Annotated in this window: 5 protein-coding genes; 3 read left to right on the top strand and 2 right to left on the bottom strand. The window is 60.2% G+C overall.

All coding sequences use genetic code 11. The annotated features are described in order from the left end of the window. A partial coding sequence (locus EU811_RS09465; protein WP_187697109.1) for an S-layer homology domain-containing protein occupies positions 1-503 on the bottom strand: 503 nt, incomplete at its 3' end. A gap of 125 nt (positions 504-628) precedes the next feature. Beyond that, positions 629-3,124: an S-layer homology domain-containing protein gene (locus EU811_RS09460; protein WP_446698049.1), complete on the bottom strand. Its 2,496-nt coding sequence runs from the start codon at positions 3,122-3,124 to the stop codon at positions 629-631. 567 nt (positions 3,125-3,691) lie between these two features. Here EU811_RS09460 and EU811_RS09455 point away from each other — a divergent pair. The 3 genes from EU811_RS09455 to EU811_RS09445 form a co-directional block, all read left to right on the top strand. After that, positions 3,692-5,134 carry a polymerase gene (locus EU811_RS09455; protein WP_238703374.1) on the top strand — a complete coding sequence of 481 codons (1,443 nt, stop codon included), beginning with the start codon at positions 3,692-3,694 and terminating at the stop codon, positions 5,132-5,134. 362 nt (positions 5,135-5,496) lie between these two features. Beyond that, the gene (locus tag EU811_RS09450) at positions 5,497-6,099 is read left to right on the top strand and encodes a hypothetical protein (RefSeq protein WP_142938216.1); all 603 of its coding nucleotides are present in this window, start codon (positions 5,497-5,499) and stop codon (positions 6,097-6,099) included. Positions 6,100-6,245: 146 nt separating this feature from the next. Further along, a partial coding sequence (locus tag EU811_RS09445) for an S-layer homology domain-containing protein (protein WP_187697107.1) occupies positions 6,246-8,077 on the top strand: 1,832 nt, incomplete at its 3' end.

The raw sequence follows: 8,077 nt of genomic DNA, 5'->3' as shown, positions 1-8,077 counted from the left end.
ACCGGTGGGGCCGTGAACGCCGGCTTGTCCGCGTACCGGTACAAGAACGCGGCCATCGCATCACGGGCGATCGGAGACAACGGACGATACTCACGCACCCCGCCATCGAGAGCCCAGCCGGTGGAAATACCCTCCGAGGCAAGCCAGGTGATTTCCTTATAAAACGCTGCCTCTACCGGGACATCCGTGAACGGCGACACCGTGGGCGGTGTGAACGCCGGAGACCCGGCATGACGGTACAAGAACGCGGCCATCGCGTTCCGGGCAATGGACTCCAACGGACGATACTGCCGCACCCCGCCACCAACATCCCAGCCCGTGGAAATACCCGACGCGGCCAACCACGAAATCTCCGTAGCGAACTGCGACTCCGCCGGCACATCCGAGAACGACACCACGTTCTCCACCACCGGATCCGCAGCCACCGCCGACGGCACCACCAACAACCCCGGCACCACCACCACAACAACAGCAACCAACCACGCCACACCACGACGAAACACCGCAACCCCCACACCTTGGGAAAATAATCAGGACGAAAGAAGGGGCTGCCATTGACGGCGGCACCCGAAGGTACGAGAAGGCCGGCACCACCTCTTGTGGTGCCGGCCCGCTCGCTTGCTGAGGACTAGCTCGGGTTGAACTTCCCGTTATAGCGGTACATGAAGGCAGCCATCGCGTCGCGGTTGACGGCATTCAGCGGGCGGAACGTCTTGCTGTTATCCGCTTCTGTCCAGCCAGTGCTGATGCCTTGAGCTGCCAGCCAAGTGATCTCCTTGTAGAACTGGCTGCTGGTGGGCACATCGGTGAACGGTGACGAACTCGGGGGATCGAAGGCGGGTTTCCCTGCCAGCCGGTACATGAAGGCTGCCATCGCATCCCGGTTGACCGCCTGAAGGGGACGGTAGGTTTTGCTGCCGTCCGACTCTGTCCAACCGGTGGAGACACCCTTGTCAGCGAGCCACGTAATTTCCTTGTAGAACTGGCTGCTGGTGGGCACATCCGTGAACGGTGACGTGGCCGGGGGAGTGAAGGCTGGCTTTCCTGCCAGCCGGTACATGAAGGCTGCCATCGCATCACGGTTGACGGGGGAGAGCGGCCGGAACGTTTTGGAGCCATCCGCCTCCGTCCAGCCGGTGCTGATACCGGCAGTGGCCATCCAGCTAATCTCTGTGCTGAACTGCCCGCCCGCAGGTACGTCGGAGAATCCGGTGCCGGCGTTGCCTGCTGTGGCGAAGCTGAGGGTACCGATGTCAGTGTTTGTACCCACTGTGGTTCCTACGTTCGAGGCAGCCCCTTCGGTCTTGACGTTGCCGGAGAAGATAGTTCCGAGGGAGCCCGAAGGCCGGGTTGGGATCATGTTGGCCGAGACCAAGTAGCTTCCCGTGGTAAGTCCTGTCACCTTGAACGTGCCATCGGCGATGGTGTTCGCGCCGCGGGTGACCAGCGAGCCGTCCTTGGTGTAAACGCGGACAGGAACATTATTCAGTGGCTGCCCGTCTGTGCCCACAATCTTTCCCGTGAGCGTGCCACCCGTCTTCGCTGTGCTTGTCAGCCCGGTCTTCGCTTCACCTGTAGCCACAGTGACCGTGGTGGCTGATGAAGCGCCTGCGGATTCGGACTTGTCTTTGAAGAAGGAGGCTTCAACGTCAGTGGTCAAGCCGCTGGATCGGTTGAATTCAATGGCATAGGTCCCTGCCGGAAGCCGGCTGAAAGAGAAGCTTCCAGTGTTATCGACAGAGGCCTGGCTGACCACTCCGCCGGGGCCTACCAAGGCAGCGTAGTTGGCTTGGCTGAAGGAACCTGCAGGAACGCTGAGCGTGCCCGATACGGCGGCCCCAGGCACCAAGGCCTCATTGGCCACCGAGATTGTCTGACCGGTAGTCACAGCAACGGCGACTGATGCTGACGCGTCCTGCTTCTGGCCCTGCCACTGGTCCAGAAGGTTTTGGTTGAAGGGCGAGTACTGCAATTTGTATGATCCTGCCGGGAGGCCGCCAATGCTGAACGCACCCGTCGAATCGGTTTGGGCACTGCTCACCCAGGCAAGGTCGGTTGTGGCTTTAGCCGTTACCATGATGCCAGAAGCCGAGAATCCTGCCGGGACCGTCACTTTGCCCTTTATTTTCGCGGCAGCTATCAGTGTTTGGTTGATTCCTGTAACGGTTTGGGCTGGTTGCAGGGTTACCAAAGTGGCATTGTCTTGCGTTGCTCCCGAAGGCCCGTAGTACGCGGAAAGCACGGGGGAGTCGGAGCCGCTCCAGCCAAAGGAAACTCGGTAGGTGGCCGGGGTCAGCCCTCCAATGCTGAAGTCACCATTGGCGTTTGCCGTGGTGTATCCCCCTGGATCAGAGGGCTTGGCCGCATTGGAAAAGTAGACAGAGACCTTCGTGGGATCGACACCGGCTGGAACAGTCACTTTGCCGGTCGCGATTCCGGCGGGGGCCAAAGTAACGTTTTGCGTGATGTTGCCTTGTTTGGGAACCTCGAGCAGGGTGGCTGACGACCAGTCCTTGCTCCCAAGGAAGGTCTCGATCACCGGGCTGGGGGTTGGGTTGGGATCCCACGGGGAGCCCCAGTTGAACCGCAGCCGGTATTGACCGGCGATCATGTTGGTGAGCGAGTACGTACCATCCGCTTTCAGCGAAGTGCTATATGAGCTGTACTCGCCATCGCGTGTTGCGTTCACGTTCACTTTGGTGGCATCGACGCCGGCAGGGACGGACACCTTGCCGCTGAGAGTGGCGCCCGTATTGAGAACCGCGGAGACGTTTGCTTGTGCTTGCCCCGTTGTCAGAGTGATTGTCTGAGCCGAGGACGCCAGTTCTTTGTCGTCAAACCATTCCTGGACATTGACCGGAGCGCCGCCACCTTCACCGTAGGCACTGAACTTGACCTTGTAGTTGCCAGGCTCCAGTCCGCTCAATGTGTAAGTCCCGGAACCGCTCCAAATCCGGGTTTCGCCGACGTATGCATCGTCCTTGTAAGCGTCGATGATGATCATGCTGGCACTGAGACCAGCCTGCATCTGCACGCTACCGCTGATGCTTGCAGTTCCCGCAGCCATGGCAGCCGGTGCGCCGGAGAAGGATGCTGCGAGTAGTGATAAACCGGTCACGGGCAAAAGTATTTGCCGTGATAGCTTCAGTTGTTTCAAGATTGCCCCCATATATTTGTTTTTCGACGCCGAGTCAAGTCAAGTTGTTGCGTCTGCCACATGCTATTTCTTGTACGGCGGGTCTGTCGATCATGGGGGAAAATAGTGCAATCATTACGTCGCATTTGGGAGTCAACTTTCGGTAATGACCGATTAGCACTCATTAGTGTGACGTTATTTATCGCAGCACCCCTGGTTTTGCTTCCGGACGGCCTGCACAGGTTTGTGTTGCCAAAACTGACTATTTTGTTTATCGCCCTGTGCGTGGGTCTTCTGGTCCCCGCCACCGCAAGACTTGGGCGTCCTGTGGCGCTAATTCTGGCAGCGATAGCGGCGGTTTTTCTCATTGCCGCACTGAGTTCCGGAGACCCCGGTGCGGCCATCGTTGGACGGTGGCCGCGTTACGAAGGCCTGCCTGTCCTGCTTTTGTATGTGGGTCTATTGGTAGTCGGCGCAAGAGTACTTGGGGGGTCCACAGCGTCGAAAAGCAGGCGGTATCTGGTCCGAGGGCTGTGCTTCAGCATGCTCATTCTGATGCCTATCGCGGTGGCCGAGGCAGCTGGTCTTAGGCCCCTTGGCGGCGCCGACGATGTCCGTCCCGGAGCGACCTTGGGGAATGCCACGGACTTAGGCCTGGTGGGGTTGGTCGCATGCTTGCTGCTTCTGCCCTCGGCGTTGTGGACAAAGAACAGGCTGGCACAAATAGGTGCTGTTGCGGCAGGAGTGGTTACGGTCGCTTCCGGTTCACGGGGTTGCATTCTGGTTGTGGTTGTTTGCGGAACTGTGCTTTTCGGATTCAAGGCGTTCCAGCTCATGAGATCCGGAAAGCGAGTCCTCGCGCTCACTGCCCTTGCGGGCTTTTTGGGCGCTGCGGCAGTCTTGTCATGGTCCATCCCATCCGTCGCTGAGCGCTTGTTCAGTACGGAAACAGTCACGGGTCGCGTGTATCTGTGGGAGGCATCCCTCCGGGCATTGTCAGGCAAAGCATTCGTTGGGCTTGGGGCCGGGCAATTCGTGGACGTTTTGCCTTCTCACCTATCCGACGCATTCGCCAGGAACGTGGGAACTGAGTTCCCGGCGGATAGCCCGCACATGGTGGCTCTTCAATTGGTCAGCGCAGGAGGACTTCTGTTCCTCCTGTCCGCGGGGGTAGTTATGTGTACGGTCATCGTGGCGGGCGTCAGGCGTAGCCGCGCCCTGCCGGTGAACGAACACAAACTGTTTCTGGTAGGCGCGCTGGCGGCAGTATGCGGCTACGGATTCGCCCTCATGACTCACTTCACCTCGCCGGGAACTACCGCCCTGGTGTGCGTTCTGGCCGGTGCCATCCTTGGAAATGCACCAGCACAGGAAGCAAACGCCGGGCGTCGGCCGGGCAAGGCGTTGAATTCAGTGCGCCTGGCGGCGGCAGGGCTTGCCTTGGTGGGTGCCATCCTCAGTGGTGTGGCGGCAAGCGCAGAGCTGCCAATGAAATCCGGAACTGAGCTGGCTGCCAAGGGAGACATCCCGCTGGCCTCCAAGGAATTCGAGCAGGCCAGGGCTTTGCGACCCTGGGACCAGGACGTAGCTCTCCTTGCCGCCCAGGCGTTCGCCGTTCGGGCCGTCACCGGCGATACAACAGCGGCAGCTGCCGCAGTCACCTGGGCGAGTTCCGCCGTCGAACGTAACCCGTCCTCTATGGAGGCGCTTACTGCACTGGCCGTAGGGCAGCTGGGTACAGGGGACGTGAACGCCGCAAGGAACACTCTGGACAGGCAGATTGAGCGCTCGCCGTGGACGTCGGAGCCATACCTGCTCCGAGGACTTGCCAAAGCCAGCGGGCAGGATATGGCGGGCGCTATTGCAGATATTGAACGCGCTGCTGCGCTAACTCCTAAACCGGAGCGGGCGCTGTCCATCCTCTCGGAGCTTTACGTGGTGTCCGGCCAGCCCGAAAAAGCTGCCGAAGTGGAGAAGCGGCTGGCTCAGGCTCGATAAATCCGTGTGACATGACAAAATTCACCTGTCATATATGGCGCGTTACCGGAGGCCATGCAATACGGTTTGCTCAGGCACGGTGTCGAGCCCATTATGGGTGGGAGATCTCGGGGTGAACGGTAATGCGAATTTCCGGAGCAGTCAGGAAATACAATGCCCACGTGTGGATTCTGGCTTTGACAGTGGCCCCGCTCGTGTCCTGCGCGCCGAGCCCTGGAACGCCACCTGCGAATAGCCCTGTTGTAAGCCCCTCAGAGGCCGTTGTGCCCGTGGAATCTGTAACTCCCACACCAACGCAAACGCCGCTAACCGGCCCTGCAGTCGCCGGTACGAGAGGGCCGTCCGGCACTTTTGTTGCCCACATGAAAGACGTGGACGGCTACACTTTCGATCTCGATGTGAATGTCATAACGAGCTCTTTGGGCGAGACAGTGGCCGACGACAAGCCCGGCTTTATGAGTGCCAGGTTCCTGCTTGATATGGACCTCCACATAATAAACACCACTCCGGGACGGAACATTTCCTTCAAAGGGGTGGATGGCGTAACTAAGCCCTTCGGTAATCCGAAGTTCCTGGTCAGCGCGCTCTGGAATAGTGATAGTCCCGTTTGTCTATCGGCCGCTGAGTCCGCCAAGCGTGCCACCAAACCATGCTCGATCTTGCTTGGCTTTGGATATGCAGACGTTTCAACTCCCGCTGGCGGTACCACTGCCCTGAAGGTTTTCAAAGGATCGCCCGGCGGGCACCAAACCGCCGGGATGGCCGGATTTCCCGAATCGGAGTGGCCAGCTATCAAGGAAGCCCTGACCAAGCCCGATGCATTCCTCGTATCCTACGACGGAGGCGACTTCCGCCGTTTCGGTTGCCCTTTGCATGGATTCCTAGGTGCGATAGTGGGCGCTGATTCACCCGCCTATGAGTGTGGTGCCGTGATGCCCGAGCTCGTCAAACATCCCGCCACCTGAAACGTAACTCTGGACCGCTGGGTCGATCTCGAATCAGGACGTAATGTGCGGGTGCACTTCCCGACGCTGTTGTAATGCCGGCTGTGGATGCCGTGTAGTTAGTTTTCTGAGTGTTGTCTGGGTGTCGCCAAGGTGTGGGGGTTGCGGTGTTTCGTCGTGGTGTGGCGTGGTTGGTTGCTGTTGTTGTGGTGGTGGTGCCGGGGTTGTTGGTGGTGCCGTCGGCGGTGGCTGCGGATCCGGTGGTGGAGAACGTGGTGTCGTTCTCGGATGTGCCGGCGGAGTCGCAGTTCGCTACGGAGATTTCGTGGTTGGCCGCGTCGGGTATTTCCACGGGCTGGGATGTTGGTGGCGGGGTGCGGCAGTATCGTCCGTTGGAGTCCATTGCCCGGAACGCGATGGCCGCGTTCTTGTACCGCCATGCCGGGTCCCCGGCGTTCACACCGCCCACGATGTCGCCGTTCACGGATGTTCCGGTAGAGGCAGCGTTTTATAAAGAAATCACCTGGCTTGCCTCCACGGGTATTTCCACCGGCTGGGATGTTGGTTCCGGGGTGCGTGAGTATCGTCCGTTGTCTCCGATCGCCCGTGACGCGATGGCCGCGTTCTTGTACCGGTACGCGGACAAGCCAGCGTTCACGGCCCCACCGGTGTCTCCTTTTACGGATGTTCCCGCCGGTGGCGGGTTCTACACGGAGATCACCTGGTTGGCCGGGGCCGGGATTTCCACGGGCTGGGATGCTGGTAACGGGGCGCGTCAGTACCGGCCCTTTGACGGGATCGCCCGTGATGCGATGGCCGCGTTCCTCTACCGGTACGCGGGCCAGAAAACCCCGGCCGACCCGGGAAACCCTGCAGCGGGGACGGTCACGGTGGCCCCGGATGTTGAAGTCCTGGAACCCGCCCAACTCCAAACAGCCCAGGTGACCACCAACACCATTGCGTTGCCTTCGGATCAGGCCACGGACATCAAACCCAATGACGTACTGGTCTCCGGTGCTACTACCGGCACCCCGGACGGGCTCCTGGTCCGGGTAGTCCAAGTAGTCCGGGACCCGGGCGGAACCACCCTGGTGAAAACCAAACCCGCCACCGTGCCCGAGGCCGTGGTCTCCACCGGAGGTTTGCTCGAAGTGACCGGCACCCCGGTGAGTTCCGAGTTCATCCCCGCGCCCGACGTCGTGGTTGAACCTGACACGGCCCCCACCTCAACCAGAACCACACCGGATATGGCCCGGCCCTACGCGGCGGCCTCCGCGGAGGTGTTCAACAAATCCATGGTCCTGAGCAGGACCGTCAAGGGCGAGTTCGGCAAACCCGACGCGCCCTTGACCGGTGACGGGTCAGTGACCCTGAAGTCCTCCGTCACGGCCAAAGCCACAGCAAAAATGACACTGGAGACCGCCTTCCTGAGCCTGAAGGAAGTCTCCGTGGTCATCACCCCCTCCATCAAAGCCGAACACTCCCTCACGGCCCAGGGATCCTTGAAAGGCCAGGTCACCGCCAAACTGGGCGAACTGAACTCCGCGTTTATGTTCATGGCCGGCCCGGTCCCAGTAGTAGTGACCAGCAACGCGACCATGAACGCGAACTTCTCCCTGGACGGAAACGCCGAGGTGGTGTTTTCCTCATCCCAGACCGTCACCAGCAACCACGGCTTCAAATACAACAACGGCTCGTTCAACCTGGTCAACGACAAACCCACTACCGCAGGAATCGAAAACGAGTACAAGGCCTCAGCATCCCTGACCGCACGAGCATCCCTGGACTTCGATGCCACCATCAAGCTTTACGGCATCGCCGGGATCACCTTCGGCATCGGCCCCTACGCGACCACCACCATCACCGTGACCGCCGCCAGCGGACAAGACCTCACCTGGACCTGCCCCCTGGAACTCGGCGTCGAAGGCCGACTCGGCGTCCTGGCAGGCATCAAAATACTCGGCTTCGACCTCGGCGAATGGAAAGCCACCGCAACCAA

This window comes from Arthrobacter sp. TS-15 (genome assembly GCF_006964045.1).
Taxonomy (GTDB): domain Bacteria; phylum Actinomycetota; class Actinomycetes; order Actinomycetales; family Micrococcaceae; genus Arthrobacter.
Note: the sequence above shows the minus strand (reverse complement) of the source record. Positions and strands in the feature narration are given on the sequence as shown.